This window comes from Microbacterium rhizophilum, from assembly GCF_039605615.1.
Taxonomy (GTDB): Bacteria; Actinomycetota; Actinomycetes; order Actinomycetales; family Microbacteriaceae; genus Microbacterium; species Microbacterium rhizophilus.
The window spans coordinates 99,908-114,526 of the sequence record NZ_JBCNUN010000008.1; the positions used below are offsets into that span (position 1 = coordinate 99,908).

Below are 14,619 nucleotides of genomic sequence, written 5' to 3' on the forward strand. Positions count from 1 at the left end.
GGAGCAAGTCATGCGAGTCACACTCTCCGCCCCGGCGGACGTCGACGTCCCGGACATCGAGCCCGATTTCTCGGCGCCCTTCTTCCAGGGCTTCCAGGTCGTCGCGTCCTACATCCTTGCCGGAGCGATGATCGTCGTCCTCATCATGCTCATCATCGCGGGCGCGGCGCTCGCGTTCCGCGGCCTCGCCTCCGACCGCGTGCGCACGTGGGCGGGCGAGAACATCCTCTGGATCTTCATCGCCGCCGCCGTGCTGGGCGCTGCAAGCGGCCTGTTCCAGTGGTTCGTCAACTTCGACTTCGGGTTCTGATGTCTCGGCTGCGTGCTGTGCTCATCGGGGCGGCGGTGGGGGTCGGCCTCGCCTTCGCCGCCCTCGCGCCAGCCAACGCAGCCGTGGCATCCGTCGACGCAGCACCCACGGCCGCCAACGCGACCCCGGTGACGGGCGAGCCGTGGTCGTCTCCCGCCTTCCCCGTCGACTGCTACCGCGTCGACGCGCAGATCTCCTGCACGCCGCAGAGCACCGCTGACATCAAGCCTCAGCAGTGCTTCATCAACGTGTTCGTCGACGGCGCGAAGGCAACCGTATGCACGACCGACGAGGGGCACGTGTCGGCGATCAAGACGAGCGGTGGCAAGCCTTTGCTCGTCGACTACGGATGCTCGATCGGCGACGTGGTGTGCGTCACGTTCGAGAACGCCGGGCGCGGGATGGCGCTGTCCGCCACGGCGATGATGTTCACGGTCGCGCAGAACATGCGCTTCGACACGTCGTCGGTCCTGTGGACGGCGTCTACCGGCGAATGGTCGTTCTGGCAGTGGGCCGTGCTCGCCGTCTTGTTCGGAGCGATGGTGTGGGCGATTGCGGGCGCCGTCATCTCTGGCGACAGAGCCGAACTCGTCGGCGCCATTATCCGGAGTTTCATCGCGGTGCCAGCCACCGCGATCACGCTATGGGCGATCGGTCACGTGCTGAACGCCATCGACGACCTGACCTGGTACGTCATGAATCGCGACGGCCCCTATGGGTTGTTCGCGACGCTGCAGTCGGTGATGTGGGCAGGCGGGCAGGCGAACTACTTCTTCGCCTTCGTCATCCACGGGTTGCTGATGATCGGGGTCCTGCTCCTCATGCTCGTGTTCGCGTTCCGCAACATCGTGCTCGCGGCCCTGATCGCGGTGGGTCCGATCGCGTGGATGCTATATCCGGCCCGCACCGTCGGGCCGCAGTGGGTGGTGCGCTATGTGTCGGCCGTCGTCGTGCTTCTGCTCACGGGCCCGCTCACGATCGGCTTCGTCACGCTCATCATCAACGGGCTCGCAAACGTGCGGACGATCTGGGATCCGCAGTCGTGGCCACTTCTGATCGGTCTCGTGCTCGTAGCATTCGCGCCGTTCGCTGTGTTCGGCCTGTTCAGCTTCATCGGCGCCGTTGCGGCGGACTCGGTCGGTTCCCGGATTGGGTCGGGCGCAGGGCGCGCCGCGTCGAACGCCGCACGATCGGTGGCTCGGGTGCCGAGCCGCATCGCCGCGATGCCCGCCGGTGCCGGGGCGGGCACGGGGCGCCACGGCCCAGCGAGGGGCGCGCCGCCGGCGGGAGGCGGCCCATCTTCCGGGACGTCCCAGCGATCCCCTGCCGGCCAGACCGGCGACACAACCTCCCCGAAGGCGACAGGCGCCAGCGGGGCAACGCCGACCTCGCCACCCCAAACGGCGGCGCCGACGAGCGCCCCGCCACGCACTCACACCGAGAGGACCGCGTGATGACGACTCAGGAACTCGACCGCCCTGTTCGGCTGCCGCGGCGTTCCCGGCAGGGCGTCGTGATGGGGATGGATGCGTGGCAGCTGACGTGCCTCACGGTCGCCGCGGTGACGCTACTGGTCGGCATCAATCGCTTCGGCCCTCCCGGCATGCTCTACGCCGCGCCCGTGTATCTGCCGGTCGGCGTGTTCGCGTTCATCACGGTCCACGGCGACTCCGCTCCGCGACAGGCGGGGCTCTGGCTCATGAAGCAGGTGCGGCACGCGGCGGGGGCGACCCGGCACGTCTACCGGCCGGAGCGTGCGCAGCTTGCCGGAACACTGAATCTCCCCGGCATCCGCGCCTCGATTCAGCTCTGGGACGTGGACGGGGTCGCCTGCGTCTACAACCCGCAGGACGGCGCCGTCTCGGTGACCGCCGAGGTCGAGGTGCAGGGGTTCCTCATGAAGGACATCCCGGAGCGGTACGACCTGGCGCAGCAGTGGTCGCCGGTGCTGGCTTCATTCACGCAACGGCCCGGGATCAAGCGGGCCGTGCTGCAGGAGCGCACGATTCCGACGACCATCCGAGCCGCTCGCGACCACTACGAGTCCGTCAGCCGCCGCCACGGAGTGGACGCCACGTCCCCGGTCGCTCGCAATTACGACGAGGTGATGAACAGGTCGGAGCCGTTCGCCGTGTCGCACCGCAACTACCTGACGTTCACGCTCGACCTCGTCGCCCTCGGCCCGCAACTGAAGGCGCTCGGCGGGGGTCAGGATGCTGTCAGGGCACTTGCGCACCTCGAAGCGCGGAACCTGGCCGATGCGTTGACCGCGGCGCGCATCCACGTGCGACGGTGGCTGACCGCACGGGATGTCGCGGCTCTCGCCCGCGTCGGGTTCGATCCCGAGTTCGCGGCCAACATCCAGAACCGCGATGAGCGAAGCAGGGGCCTCGACCCGGTCGCGATCGGGCCGATGTATCTGGAGGAGCCGCGGGCGGCGAACGGCGTCGTCTACTCCGACTCGGGCGTGCACACCACGATGTGGATCCACGAGTGGCCGCGGTCGGATGCGGCGGTCGGATTCGTCGAGCCGATCGTGTTCGCGCGGATGCCGTCGACCGGCGAGGCGATCACGCACATCCTGTCGATCGTCCTCACGCCGGTCTCCGTCAAGAAGGCGATGCGACGCATCGAAGAAGACAAGAAGGTCTGGCGCGGCAACGAGAAGCTTCGGGCGAAGCGGGGCGTCGACGGGTCGGCCGCCGACGCCGCGGACTGGGAGGCGCTCGAACGGCAGGAGGAGGAGATCGTCGCCGGCCACGGCGAGTTCCGGTACGGCGCGTACCTCACCGTGACCGCGCGCGATGAAGATCAGCTCAGCCAGGCGATCGCCGGCATGCGCAATGCGCTCGCCCGGGCCGGGATGGAGCCGCAGATCCTGTACTGCCAGCAGGCGGAGGCGCTGATGGTCAACGCCCTGCCGCTCGGCCTGGGGATGAAGTGATGGTCCGCCACGTCGCGGTCTTCGAGCCGGGTGGACTCACGAAGCGCGAGCGGCGCGAGCTGCGTCGCGAGGTCGCGCGCACCGCAAGCGACGGCGCACCACCTAAGGCCAGTCGGCGTGAACGAGCGCTGCCGGAGCCCGCGGTCCGGGGTGCCTTCGGCCCGGGCCTCACGCAGGGCGGCTACTGGAACCTCGCGCGCCCGCGCATCCCGGCTCATCAGGCGACGTCGCGTCAGATCGCGGGGATCTACCCGTTCGTCGCGGATGCCGGCCTCGGACACCGCGGACCGATTCTCGGGGTCGACCTCAACGCGGATGCGCTGTGGCACTTCTCGCCGTGGGAGGCCTACGCCGACGCGACCGACCGCGGCACGTTCTCCACCAACCTGCTCGTGCTCGGGGCATACCGCGCCGGCAAGTCCGCCACCGTCAAGACACTCGTAACGCGGTCCCTCGCATTCGGTCATCAGGCGGTGGTCCCCTCCGATCCGAAGGGCGAATGGGTCGCCGTCGCCGAGGCTGTTCCCGGCGGGGTCGTCATCCGCATCGGCGGTGGGAGCAGCGCGCGCCTCAACCCGCTCGACCGTGGGCCGCGCCGGACGGATGCCGACGACGAGCAGCACGAAAAGATGGTGCGCCAGCGTCGCATCACGACACTCGTTTCCCTGATCGAGATGGCACTCGGTTCCACGAGGCTCACTGCGGTCGAGCACGCCGCGATCCACGATGCGCTGGAGCGCAGCATCCGCTCGACCGGTGACCGTCCCACCCTCCGCGCTGTGTATGAACAGCTCGGCGCGATCGTCGAGGACTCCGGCACCGACTTCCGCCTCTCGGACGGTGCCGTGCAGCCGTGCTTCGTGCTGCGTCGCTTCGTGGAGGGCGACCTGTCCGGACTGTTCGAGGACGAGTCGACGGTCGCCTTCGATGCCGATGCGCCGATCGTCGTGGTCGACACGAGCGAACTCTTCGCGCGCAGCGAGCTGGTAGCGCAGCTCACGCAGGTGTGCACGACGGCATGGATCCAGGCGGTCGTGTCCGACCGCTCCGCGAGGCGCACCCGCTATCTGATCCGCGAGGAGGGCTGGCGCGACATGACGTCGCTGGCCGCCCTCCAGATGTTCCAGCAGTGGCTGAAGCTCTCGCGCCACTACGGCATCAGCAACGTCATCATCCTGCACAAGATGGGCGACCTGGATGCAGTCGGCGACGCCGACTCGAAGGAGCGCAATCTCGCGTACTCGATCGTCGGAGACATCGAGAACAAGTTCATCTTCCGCGTGAACCACCAGGAGACGGCCGCGCTCCGCGAGCGCCTCAACATTCCCGCGACGCACGCGCAAGACGCCCGCCGGCTGCGCATGGGCGTGTTCCTCGCCTACGTCGGCCAGTACGCGTACGCGGTCGATTGCTTCGCGACCTCGACGCCCTGGGAGTTCGAACTGTTCGCCACCGACTCGGCGGTGCAGCTCGAACACGACGTCGACGGGATCCTGACGCCCCTCGACCTCGACGCGCTCGACCACGTCTGGCCCGAGCCGCCCCTCTCCGACATCGGCATCGACGGCTGGTTGTCGCCAGCTTGGAAGGAGGCCAGCAATGAGCGTTGACACCACCCTTCGCGTATACGCGACGGTCACGGGATCGTCCGCGATCTTCACGACCCCCGCAGGTGTGGACGAACCGCTCGCCGCTACGTCCGGCGAGGACATCCGCCAGGTGATCGTGCAGCGCGCCGCGACCGAAGCGAGGCACGCCGCCTCCGCCGTCGAGCTCGTGACATCCGGCGATCACGGCGACCATCGCATCCTCGTCGACTCGGACGGCGGGATCCACCGGGCCAAGTCGGCCGAGCGGCGCACTGAGGTCCCCCAATTCGCTGAGGCTTCAGAGGGAAAGGAGGTGAGCACCCTGGCTCAGGAGCAGGAGGCGCTCGGAGTGGCTGAGGCCCTTGCCCCTGAGCCGCTCCCCTCGGCGCCCGTGACTCGGCGATCCTTCATCGAGGACGCAGACACATCGGCGCTCGGTCGGGGCGGGCGAGCGCTGCTGGCGAAGTTGGGGCTCGGCCCGTCCCGCGCCCAGGCTGAGCGCCTCGCAGCTGAGCGCCTCGTGTCGCAGCACTGGGCGGGATGCCGCACCGCCGCCGTGGTGAATGGCAAGGGCGGTGTCGGCAAGACGATGACGACGGCGATGCTGGCCGCCGTGTTCGCGCGTCACGGCGGCGGCAACGTCCTGGCGTGGGACAACAACGACACGCGCGGCACCCTGGGCTGGCGCACCGAGCAGGGCCTCTACGACACGACGGTGCGCGACCTGCTGCCCGCCGCATCGGACCTTCTCGCCCCGACCGCCGAGATCTCCGGCATCGCTCGGTTCGTGCATCACCAGCGCGTCGATCGGTACGACGTCCTGCGCTCGAATCCCGAGTTGCTCGCCACGCACCAGCGGATCGAGCAGGCCGAGTTCGACACCCTGATGTCGGTCGCGGCCCGCTACTACCGGCTCGTGTTCTTCGACTCCGGCAACGACGAGTCGGCGGAGCGATGGCTGCGGATGGTCGACTCGTCGTACCAGCTGGTGATCCCGACGCTCGCCGCTCCCGAGCCGGCGGAGTCCGCTGCGCTGCTGCTCGACGCACTGCGCGAGCGCGATGACCGGTCTCGCTCCCTTGCGGATAACGCCGTCGTGCTCGTCACACAGGCTGAACCCACCGCGTCCGCCACTGCGGCACGAATCGCGGACGGCTTCCGCGGCACGGTGCGGGAAGTCGCGCGGATCCCGTTCGACCCCGCCCTCAAGTCCGGCCCCTTGCGGTTCGACAACCTCCGGCGCGCGACGCAGAACGCCTGGCTGCGCGTCGCGGCAGCCGTCGCGAACGGCTTCTAAGGAACGCGGCGATGAACGGAGTGCTGGGTAGGGGCATTGCGGTGGTGATCGCCGTCGCTGTCGTCCTCAGCGTCGCCTTCGGCCTTCTGACGGAAGCCCTGATCCGGGTCGCCTGCGGCGTGCCGCCAGAGCCAGCGTCGTTGTTCTCAGGGCTCTGGCTCGCGATCACCGGCGACCCCGACGGGTATGGAGCGATTGTGGGATGCACGATCCCCGTGCTCGCGGTCCGGTTCGTCGACCTCGCCGTCGTCATGCTGATCGCCGGCCTGGCCGTGTGGGCGTGGATCGCATACCGCCGCTATCGGCAGTCGGACCAGTCGTTCATCAGCGACCTGCGCAGCCGCCCCGGGTTCGCCGAGGCGTCCGAGATCCGCCGACACCTCTCCGCGAAGGCCGTGCTGAAGCGGGCGAGACAGCTCCGGCCCGACATCAGCCGGCCCCGCGCCACCGATGTGGGCTGGCGGGTCGGAAGCTCTCGCGGGATGGACGTCTTCGTGTCCATCGAGGACTCTGTCGCACTCGAGGGCCCGCCCCGCTCGGGCAAGGGATACCGCGTGCTGATCTCGGCGATCCTCGACTGGTCGGGGCCGCTGATCACGACGTCGACGACCAACGACAACCTCACCGCGACACTCCGGATGCGCGAGCGCCGCGGGCAGGTGCACGTGTTCGACCCGCAGGGACTCTCCGGCACGCGCCATCCGCTTCGCGTCTCTCCGATCGCAGGTTGCGAGGACCCGCTGGTGGCAATGCAACGCGGCGCCGCGATCATCACCGGCACCGCGCTCGGCGCCTCAAGTACCAATGGGGAGTGGGCCCAGGCATCCGGGGTCGTCCTCGGGCGTCTTCTGCACGCGGCGGCCGTCGGCAACTGCACGATCGAAGACCTCTACAGCTGGGGCACGAGTCCGATCCTGGCGCGCAGGTCGGCCGTGTCGATCCTCCGCTCCGACGGCGCCCCCGGTTGGGGCGACAACCTCGAAGCAACGCTCGCGTCGGACGACAAGCTCGTCTCGTCGATCTGGTTCGGCGTGCAGGGAGCCGTCGCACCGCTCGCCGTACCGAAGATCCGCGATGCGCTCATGCCGCGGCCCGGCGACCCCGTCTTCGATCCGCGCGCGTTCCTCGACGGCGCGAACGCGCTTTACCTGATCGGGTCGGCCTCGGGAGCGTCCGCGATGGGCGGGTTCCTCGGCGCGCTGCTCGACGACATCGTCGAGGTCGCGCGCGTTCGCGCCTTGGCATCGCCGGGGTCTCGGTTGCAGCATCCGCTCGGCCTGATCCTGGACGAGATCGTGAACATGTTCCGGTGGGGCAATCTCCCGCGGATCATGGCGGACGGCGGCGGCCGCGGCATCTGCACGTTCGTCGTGTTGCAAGCGCTGTCACAGGCGGAGACATCGTGGTCGCGTGCCGAGGCCGACACAATCTGGGCGGCCGCGACCGCGAAGGTGCTGCTCGGCGGCGCCTCGCACGTGAACCACCTTCGCGATGTCGAAGCCCTTCTCGGCACCCGCCAGACGCGACGCACGCAGCGCTCATGGTCGACGCGAGAAGCAGGGCACTCCACGAGCGAACACCACGAGCGACTCGCACTCATGTCGGTCGACGAGATCCGGCGCATGCCGCAGAACGTCGGTCTACTGGCCTACCGCAACCGGCGCGGTGTGCTGCTCGACCTCAGCGGGTGGGACGAGCGGCGCGACGCACGCGACATCCAGGCTGGGAAGCGTTCGACCGAGGCCGAGCAGCAGGGAGTCTTCACCGAGGCGAGCAAACCCGCGCCCAGCCCGGAACCGGTGCCGGCGCCGGCGCCGACGCCCGAGCCGGAGTCCGAACCGGAGGCGGTGAACGAGCCGTGAGCAATCGCCGGAAGGCCGGGGTTGGCAACTCGTACCGAGCGGACTTCCTCCGCTCGCCCGCGTGGTTCGCGCGACGCGCCCGCTGGTTCCGCAAGCAGGAGCGAATGCGTCGGCCGTTGGCATGCGCGGGATGCGGGCGTCCCGCGACTGCAGAGCAGCTCGAGATGCATCACCTCGACTACGCGGGCGTTCGCTTCGCGAGCGGCGCGTGGCGGGCGTTCGAGCGCCACGACGACCTCGTGCCGCTGCATCCGTACTGCCACGACCTTCTCCACAGCCTCATCGACCGCGACCGTGTGCTCGCCTACCACCGAGCCCGCCGCGTCGCGTCGGTGATCGCGCTCGAACGCCTCCGGATCAAGTTGCACAGCCAGGAGGCGGTCTCGTGAGCGAGTTCCAGCCCGAAGACATCGAGAGCCTCATTGCGGCGGAGCTCGCAGGGCTCCCGCGGCTCGGGCGCAGCACGGACCCCCTCGGGTCGCACGCCGTCGACTGGCGGCACCTGCCGCCGGACCGGGTCCGCGCCGAGTGGACGGCGCTGCGCGAGTGGGTCGAGTGGTTCACCGTCCGCTACACCGTGCCGGTCAGTGTCGTCCCGAACTGCTGGTGGAAGCACGGGGCGCTCGTGGAGGAACTCTCCGCCCTCCACGTCGCGCACCTCGCCGCGTTCGACGAGAGCGACAGCGGCTTCGGCCCGGTCGGCTGGCACGAGCGCCTCGCGCTCGCGCGCCCTCGCCTGCAGAACGCCGGGGCCGGATGCGCGAGCGGTCACTTCGAACTCAAGTCCCGCTCGTGGGATACCGCGACCGACGAGCCGGAATGGGACGCGTGGATCACCCAGAGCCACGCCGGCCGAGACACCGTGGTGCCTCACGAAGGAAAGGAAGAAGGATGACGACCAGGATCCCGGTCACCATCGAGGGCAACCTCACCGGTGACCCCGAGCACGGCGCCGGCGACTCGGGCAACGAGTACGCCCGATTCACCGTCGCCGTCAACGACCGCCGCCTCAACGAGACGACGAACCGCTGGGAGGACGCGGGCACGGTGTTCCACCGCGTCGTCGTGTTCAACCAGCAGTCCCGGCACGTCGCCAACTCGCTCCGCAAGGGCGACTCGGTGATTGTCGCCGGCGACCTCCGCTTCGGTACCTATACCGACAAGGAGACGGGCCAGGCCCGCGAAACTCGCGACATCATCGCCGATAACGTCGGCGCATCGCTCAGGTTCGCGAACGTTGCGGTGGACCGGGTCCCAAAAGCCAATAGCCCCGCGGCTGACGCCTCGGGGCCTGTGGCGGCACCGGTCTCGTACACCGTCGCCGGGATGAGCCGCTGACCCATGTCAGTAAGGAGAGGGGCGTGAGAGTCATCGTACTCTCGCGCCGCTCTCCACTGCTATCAGTCCGAGCCCGACCCGAGGAGCGACGAAACTCACCGACCACTAGTTGGCTTGTGGGGCTTGCCGGCGATCGCCTCCACGCCCAGGCCCGAGATGTGGTTGACGAATGCGCCCAGGGCAGCCGCACCGCGTTGGGTAAGCGTCACACGTGGGGCTCCGGACGGAAGAGCGGCTCCCAGGTGACGCCGAAGTCGCTCGTGAGCGATATCCCTCGCTGGTCCGCAATGACGATCTCATCGCCGGGTGTAATGGTGAGCGCTTGCACCCCTCCTGTGTACTCTCCCCCCGTGGTCCACTCACCGCTGGGCAGCTGGTAGACGAGTGTGCCGTCGAAACTTGTTCCCACAAGCAGCCCGAGGCTGTTGGCGGCGATCAGCATCATCCGCGGAGCACCCTCATCGAGTTCGAACGTCTCAGCCCCGTCGTGGCTGACGTAGACCCCTTCGGGAGCGGTCGCGTACACGGTGTCCGAGTCGTTCGGGTCAGCGAGGATGTCGCGTGCGTCCACACCGACACCGTCGTTCCAGGTGCGGCCGCCGTCGTCGGAGCGGTAGACGATGCCGTAGTTGTTCGCGTAGATGCGGCTGGGGTTCGATTCGCTGAGGGCGAGGTCGTGGAAGTCCGCCTCGCCGGTGAACGCGATATTCGTCCACGTGCGGGCGTTGTCGTCGGAGCGGATGAGGCCGAGGTTCTGGGCGCCGAAATGCTCCGGGCTGTTCGGCCCGGGGTGCCCGGAGGCATACAGCGATCCGGCCACGGCGGTGAACCCCATGGCGTCGAAGTCGTTGCCGGCGACCGGCCCGGTCACCTCGGCGGATGGGGTGAGGGCATCGAGTCGGTAGATGCCGCCGTGGCTGGCGATGAGCAGGCCGCCCGTCTCGGGGTCTGAGGCGAGCCCATGGATGTGCTCGAGGGCCACCTGGGGGTCGTGGTCGGGGTCCTCGGAACGGATGAGTGCACAGCCAGCGAGGAGCGGCACGGTGAGGGCAAGGGCGGCGAAGGCGGCGAGGCGGCGTCGGGGAACGGCAGTCGTGAAAGGCATGGAAGATCTCCGGGATGGTCGGGCAGGAGCAGAGCCGGTGACCACCCGGACGGGTGGCCACCGGCGTGGCGGGTGCTCACAGCTGGGTGAGCAGCTCCTGCATCTCGGTGATCTCGGCGGTCTGGTCCTCGACGATCTTCTGCGCGAGGGCGACGGCGTCGGGGTTCTGGCCGTTGTCGACCTGGGTCTGGGCCATGTCGATGGCGCCCTGGTGGTGCATGATCATCTGCTCGAGGAACAGGCTCGATGCGGTTTCACCGTCGGCTTCCTCGAGGGCGGCCATGTCCTCTTCGGACATCATGCCGCCGCCGTGATCCATGCCTCCCATCTCGGTGTTCTGTCCCCAGTCTTCGAGCCACTGGTTCATGGTCTCGATCTCGGGGCCCTGGGCGGCCTTGACGCGCTCGGCGAGGGCGACGACGTCCGGATGGACGCCGTCTTTCGCCAGCAGAGTGTCGGACATCTCGATGGCCTGCTGGTGGTGCATGACCATCTCCATCGCGAACGTCACGTCGGCGTCGTTGAACACCGCGTCACTGGCTTCAGCGGAGGCGCTGGGCAAGCTGCTCGCGCTGCTGCCGTGGTCCATGCCTTCCATGTCGGAACCACCGGTGTCGCTGCAACCGGCGAGGACGAGCGCGGTGGCGAGGATGCCCGCGTGGAATGCAATCGTGCGGAACTTCATGAGATCTGTCTCCTAAGTCGTGGTTGAGGGGCGTGCCGAAGCACGGAATCTGCGACAGCAGATGACCCTCAGGTGCGACTGATGGAGAGGACGTTCAGATCGGGAGGAACCGGCGGCGCCTCAGTGAGCGTCACGGGGGCATGCGGCGGCGCCTGAGCGCGCGCAATGGTGACGACCCGGCCGGGCCGGATGGCGAGGACGACGCTGACAGCGAGCAGCGCGAGCACACACGCCATGAACGCCATTGCGTCCGTGCCGCCCCCGCAGCCGTCCTCAGCGCAGGGCTCCGTTGCGGAATGATCGCCGGCCGTGGCCGTGGCCGCGTCAGCGCTCGTGACATCGACCATCGCGCGCTCACCGCCATGATGCGTGCTCTCGCTGATCACCACAGGAGCGTGGTGGGCGCTGCCGCTGCTCAGCACGTGCATCCCGAGCAGCCCGATCAGCACCGCGACGACGGCTGCGGCAGTGAGCAGGAAGGTGCGCGCGACTGAGGCGCTCGGGTGCATCGCCCGGCGCAACGTCATCACGCTCATCAGCGCACCCCCTTCCTGCTCATCACTCTACGAAACCCGCCTGTCAGGCGCCGCTCAGGACCGCGGCGGTGGTGACCTCGGGGCGCATGTCGAGCCGGCGCAGCAACTGCGCGTTCAGTGCGACGACGATCGTCGACAGGGACATCAGGATCGCCCCGACCGACATCGGCAGCACGAACCCGAACGGGGCGAGCACACCTGCGGCGAGCGGCACGGCGATCAGGTTGTACCCGGCAGCCCACCACAGGTTCTGCTTCATCTTCCGGTAGCTGGCCCGCGACAGCTCCATCACCGACAGCACCGATCGAGGGTCGTCGCTGGCGAGGATGACACCGGCGGAAGCGATGGCGACGTCGGTGCCGGCACCGATCGCGACCCCCACGTCGGCTTGAGCGAGGGCGGGGGCGTCGTTGACGCCGTCGCCGACCATCACGACCTTCCGGCCCTCGTCCTGCAGCTGCTTCACCTTGGAGGACTTGTCCTCGGGGCGCACGCCGGCGAAAAACCGGTCGATGCCCAGCTCCTCAGCCACGGAGGCCGCGACCGCCTCGGCGTCGCCGGTGATCATCACGACCTGCACGCCACGGGCGTGCAACGCGTCGATGGCCTCGCGGGACTCCCTGCGGATCTCGTCCGCCAGGCGCAGTGCTCCGGTGACCTGCCCGTCGATGAGGACGTGCAGGATGATCGCGCCCTCGCGGCGCCACTCATCCGCAATCGGCAGCTCTCCCGCACCCTCCTGCTCCAGGAGGTAAGGCCCGCCGACCTGCACCACGTGCCCGTCGACCGTCGCGCGCACACCGACTGCGGGCGAGGACTCGAACCCGGAGGAGCCTGGCCCAGGCAGCTGCTTTGCGGCGGCGGCGTTCACGATCGCCCGCGCCAGCGGGTGCTCGGAGTCGGCCTCGGCGGCGGCCGCGAGGGCCAGCAGCCGATCGGGCTCGATCCCTCCGGCGGGGTGGACCGCGGTGACCGCAGGGGCGCCCTTGGTGAGGGTGCCGGTCTTGTCGAACAGGACCGTGTCGATCGTGCGCATGCTCTCCAACGCGAGCCGGTCCTTGATGAGCACCCCGCCACGCGCGGCCCGCTCGGTCGCGATCGACACCACCAGCGGGATCGCCAGGCCCAGCGCGTGCGGGCAGGCGATCACGAGGACGGTGATGGTGCGGACGACGGCCTGGTCCGGGAGACCCAGGATCGTCCACACCACGGCGGTGATGACACCAGCGATCAGGGCGAACCAGAACAGCAGCGCGGCGGCACGGTCGGCGATCCGCTGCGCCCGGGACGAGGAGTTCTGCGCTTCGGCAACGAGTCGCTGGATTCCGGCGAGTGTGGTGTTCTCGCCGATCGCGGTGATCTCCACGCGAAGGCCCGAATCGGTCGCAACGGTGCCGGCGACGACCTGGTCGCCCTCGGAGCGGCGCACCGGGCGGGATTCCCCGGTGATCATCGCCTCGTCCATGCTCGCCGAACCCTGCACGACGCGGCCGTCTGCGGGGACGCGGCCGCCCGGCCGGACGACGACGACGTCGCCGACGCGCAGGTCGGCGGGGGCGACGGTGACGGTGGTGTCACCCTCGACGCGCTCGGCCTCGTCCGGCAGCAGCGCCGCGAGGGAGTCCAGCGCGGACGTCGTCTGGGCCAGGGAGCGCATCTCGATCCAGTGACCCAGCAGCATGATGACGATCAGCAGCGCGAGCTCCCACCAGAAGTCGAGCTCGTGATGCAGCACACCAAGGCTCGCACCCCACGAAGCCAGGAACGCGACCGTGATGGCCAGACCGATCAGCAGCATCATCCCGGGCTTGCGGGTGCGCAGCTCGCTCACGGCGCCGATGAGGAAGGGCGCACCGCCCCACACGTACATCACCGTGCCGAGCGCGGGTGAGATCCAGCTCACCCACGCGGCGTCGGGCAGCGCGTAGCCGAGCAGCATGGCGAACATGCTCGAGAACGCCACGACCGGGACCGCGAGGGCGAGCATGATCCAGAACAGGCGGCGGAACTGTCCCACGTGATCACCGTGACCGGCATGCCCGCCCTGACCAGCGTGAGCGGCTTGACCAGCGTGCGCACCGTGATCGTGACCGCTGTGGTCCTGGCTGCCGTGCACTGCCGGTTCGGTCGCGACGGCTTCGCGCATACCCTCGGCGGTTGCCTCGGGATCCGCGTGCTCCGTTGCGTGGTCGTGGTCGGTGTGCCCGTGCATGGTGTGGTCGTGCTGGCTCATCGGAGCCTCCTCTGCGAGTTGCCGCCGCTGGACGGCCGGGAGGGCAGGAATTGGGTGGGCGCTCGGTCGTGTCAGGCAGCGTCGATGACGGTGTAGCCGGCCTCAGCAACGGCGACGCGAAGCGCATCTGCGTCGACGGGGGCGGAGCTTCGGACCGTGACGGCCGAGGTGCCGCCCGCAGTAAGCGCGACCGACACGGCGTCCACACCGGGAACCGCGGACAGCTCCGCTGTGACGCTGGCAACGCAGTGCCCACACGTCATCCCCTCCACCAGCAGCGTGGTCGACACTCCCGCGTCCGCGGGCTGCTGCTGCGTGGTCGAGGTGCTGGGTGCGGCGCAGCAGGCGCATCCGGCGCCGGTGTCCTTGAGGCCCAGCTCGACTCGTTCGATCGTCATGGTGATGTCCTTTCGGCGATGAGGTTCAGGAGCGCACCAGGCGCGCGATGGCCGCGTTTGCTTCGCGGATCTTCTCCTCCGCGACCGGCCCGCCCTGCGCGGTCGCCTCGGCCACGCAATGGCTGAGGTGGTCACCGAGTAGCGACAGCGCCACCGCTTCCAGGGCCTTCGTCGCCGCAGAGAGCTGGGTGAGGATGTCGATGCAGTAGTCGTCGTTCTCGACCATCCGCGCGATTCCCGCGACCTGTCCTTCGGCGCGGCGCAGCCTCTTCAGCAGCGCTTCCTTGTTGTCCGCGTACCCGTGCACGCGCCAATGATACAT

At 68.9% G+C, this 14,619-nt stretch carries 15 protein-coding genes; 9 read left to right on the top strand and 6 right to left on the bottom strand.

Features of this window, described 5'->3' with window-relative positions:
- Positions 1-10: 10 nt before the first annotated feature.
- The 9 genes from AAD528_RS13305 (at position 11) to AAD528_RS13345 (ending at position 9,340) form a co-directional block, all read left to right on the top strand.
- On the top strand, positions 11-310 hold the full coding sequence (locus AAD528_RS13305; protein ID WP_345752563.1) for a hypothetical protein: 300 nt from the start codon (positions 11-13) through the stop codon (positions 308-310).
- A gap of 17 nt (positions 311-327) precedes the next feature.
- The gene (locus AAD528_RS13310) at positions 328-1,764 is read left to right on the top strand and encodes a hypothetical protein (RefSeq protein ID WP_345752564.1); all 1,437 of its coding nucleotides are present in this window, start codon (positions 328-330) and stop codon (positions 1,762-1,764) included.
- Positions 1,764-3,254, top strand: a complete 1,491-nt coding sequence (locus tag AAD528_RS13315) for an SCO6880 family protein (RefSeq protein ID WP_345752565.1) — start codon at positions 1,764-1,766, stop codon at positions 3,252-3,254. The genes AAD528_RS13310 and AAD528_RS13315 overlap by 1 nt, the downstream gene beginning before the upstream one ends.
- On the top strand, positions 3,254-4,864 hold the full coding sequence (locus tag AAD528_RS13320) for a putative type IV secretion/conjugal transfer ATPase (protein WP_345752566.1): 1,611 nt from the start codon (positions 3,254-3,256) through the stop codon (positions 4,862-4,864). The genes AAD528_RS13315 and AAD528_RS13320 overlap by 1 nt, the downstream gene beginning before the upstream one ends.
- Complete coding sequence (locus tag AAD528_RS13325) at positions 4,854-6,140, top strand: MinD/ParA family ATP-binding protein (protein ID WP_345752567.1); 1,287 nt, start codon at positions 4,854-4,856, stop codon at positions 6,138-6,140. The genes AAD528_RS13320 and AAD528_RS13325 overlap by 11 nt, the downstream gene beginning before the upstream one ends.
- Before the next feature lie 11 nt (positions 6,141-6,151).
- Positions 6,152-8,002 carry a type IV secretory system conjugative DNA transfer family protein gene (locus AAD528_RS13330; protein WP_345752568.1) on the top strand — a complete coding sequence of 617 codons (1,851 nt, stop codon included), beginning with the start codon at positions 6,152-6,154 and terminating at the stop codon, positions 8,000-8,002.
- 164 nt (positions 8,003-8,166) lie between these two features.
- Positions 8,167-8,391, top strand: coding sequence for a hypothetical protein (locus AAD528_RS13335; protein ID WP_345752569.1), 225 nt, complete (start codon positions 8,167-8,169; stop codon positions 8,389-8,391).
- On the top strand, positions 8,388-8,897 hold the full coding sequence (locus tag AAD528_RS13340; RefSeq protein WP_345752570.1) for a hypothetical protein: 510 nt from the start codon (positions 8,388-8,390) through the stop codon (positions 8,895-8,897). The genes AAD528_RS13335 and AAD528_RS13340 overlap by 4 nt, the downstream gene beginning before the upstream one ends.
- Positions 8,894-9,340 carry a single-stranded DNA-binding protein gene (locus AAD528_RS13345; RefSeq protein WP_345752571.1) on the top strand — a complete coding sequence of 149 codons (447 nt, stop codon included), beginning with the start codon at positions 8,894-8,896 and terminating at the stop codon, positions 9,338-9,340. Before AAD528_RS13340 ends, AAD528_RS13345 begins: the two co-directional genes overlap by 4 nt.
- 205 nt (positions 9,341-9,545) lie before the next feature.
- On the opposite strand, the gene AAD528_RS13350 is transcribed toward AAD528_RS13345, so the two are convergent.
- From AAD528_RS13350 to AAD528_RS13375, 6 genes are all read right to left on the bottom strand, one after another.
- The gene (locus AAD528_RS13350) at positions 9,546-10,445 is read right to left on the bottom strand and encodes a F510_1955 family glycosylhydrolase (RefSeq protein ID WP_345752572.1); all 900 of its coding nucleotides are present in this window, start codon (positions 10,443-10,445) and stop codon (positions 9,546-9,548) included.
- A gap of 76 nt (positions 10,446-10,521) precedes the next feature.
- Positions 10,522-11,130 carry a DUF305 domain-containing protein gene (locus AAD528_RS13355; protein WP_345752573.1) on the bottom strand — a complete coding sequence of 203 codons (609 nt, stop codon included), beginning with the start codon at positions 11,128-11,130 and terminating at the stop codon, positions 10,522-10,524.
- A 68-nt stretch (positions 11,131-11,198) separates the two neighbouring features.
- Complete coding sequence (locus tag AAD528_RS13360; RefSeq protein WP_345752574.1) at positions 11,199-11,666, bottom strand: DUF6153 family protein; 468 nt, start codon at positions 11,664-11,666, stop codon at positions 11,199-11,201.
- A 43-nt stretch (positions 11,667-11,709) separates the two neighbouring features.
- Positions 11,710-13,812: a heavy metal translocating P-type ATPase gene (locus AAD528_RS13365; RefSeq protein WP_345752644.1), complete on the bottom strand. Its 2,103-nt coding sequence runs from the start codon at positions 13,810-13,812 to the stop codon at positions 11,710-11,712.
- A gap of 158 nt (positions 13,813-13,970) precedes the next feature.
- Positions 13,971-14,297, bottom strand: coding sequence for a heavy-metal-associated domain-containing protein (locus tag AAD528_RS13370; RefSeq protein ID WP_345752575.1), 327 nt, complete (start codon positions 14,295-14,297; stop codon positions 13,971-13,973).
- 25 nt (positions 14,298-14,322) lie between these two features.
- A complete protein-coding gene (locus AAD528_RS13375) occupies positions 14,323-14,604 on the bottom strand; it encodes a metal-sensitive transcriptional regulator (RefSeq protein WP_345752576.1) in 282 nt (93 codons plus the stop codon).
- Positions 14,605-14,619: the final 15 nt, after the last annotated feature.